Origin of the sequence: Lactobacillus sp. N54.MGS-719, from assembly GCF_000980505.1 — a bacterium.
Lineage (GTDB): Bacteria > Bacillota > Bacilli > Lactobacillales > Lactobacillaceae > Lactobacillus > Lactobacillus amylovorus.
On the sequence record NZ_LARO01000134.1, the window covers coordinates 1 to 821 of the forward strand.

The 821-nt window shown below is 37.3% G+C and carries 1 protein-coding gene; it reads right to left on the reverse strand.

Annotation, left to right across the window (positions count from 1 at the left end; genetic code table 11):
• Positions 1–118: 118 nt before the first annotated feature.
• Positions 119–821: iron-containing alcohol dehydrogenase (locus WS44_RS09625; RefSeq protein WP_046434132.1), on the reverse strand; the 703-nt coding region annotated here is incomplete at its 5' end.

Sequence of the window (821 nt, forward strand, 5' to 3'; positions counted from 1 at the left end):
ATATTTCTTAATGGACTAGTTTGTTTTTATGATTACAGTAGTCATAATAGCCTTTTTAGCCAAAGTGGTCAAGTAATAATTCACAAAATTGGTATAATATTTTTTATGCTGTTAATCTTTATTTGTTATTAACAATACCCTTGCCTTCGTAGCAATCTTTCATCAATTGAGCAATTTCACTAATAAGTGGAGCTGATGGATTAGTTACAGTGTTTTGATCACCGTATGCTTCAACAGCTAATTCGTCAACTTTCTTGTCGAATTCAGCCTTGTCAACGCCATAGTCCTTATAAGCCATCTTAATACCAACTGATTGAGCCAAATCGATAATCTTTTGAACTAATCCTTCAATCAATTCTTCCTTGCTTGAACCAGTCAAGCCAATGGCCTTAGCAATATCTGCATAATCTGTATCAGCACGGTAAACAGAGTAATGAGGCCACATAGCCAGCTTTTCTGGACGCTTAGAATTGAAGCGGATAACTTGTGGTAAAGCAATAGCATCACTTACACCACTTGGAATATCAAAGGTTGAACCTACAGTATGAGCAATTGAGTGTTCCAAACCAAGGAATGCGTTTGAGTAAGCCATACCTGCAATAGTAGCGGCATCGTGCATTTGCTTACGAGCAGCAAGATTACCATCGTAAGAGTTCTTTAAGTTGGCAAAAATGATTTTAATAGCTTCAAGTGACCAACCACGAGTAAAGTCAGTAGCCATTGTTGAAACATAACTTTCAATTGCGTGGCCTAATGCTTCAAAACCTGACCAAGCGATCAAACGCTTTGGTAAAGTTTGTACGAATTGGTCATCAACAATT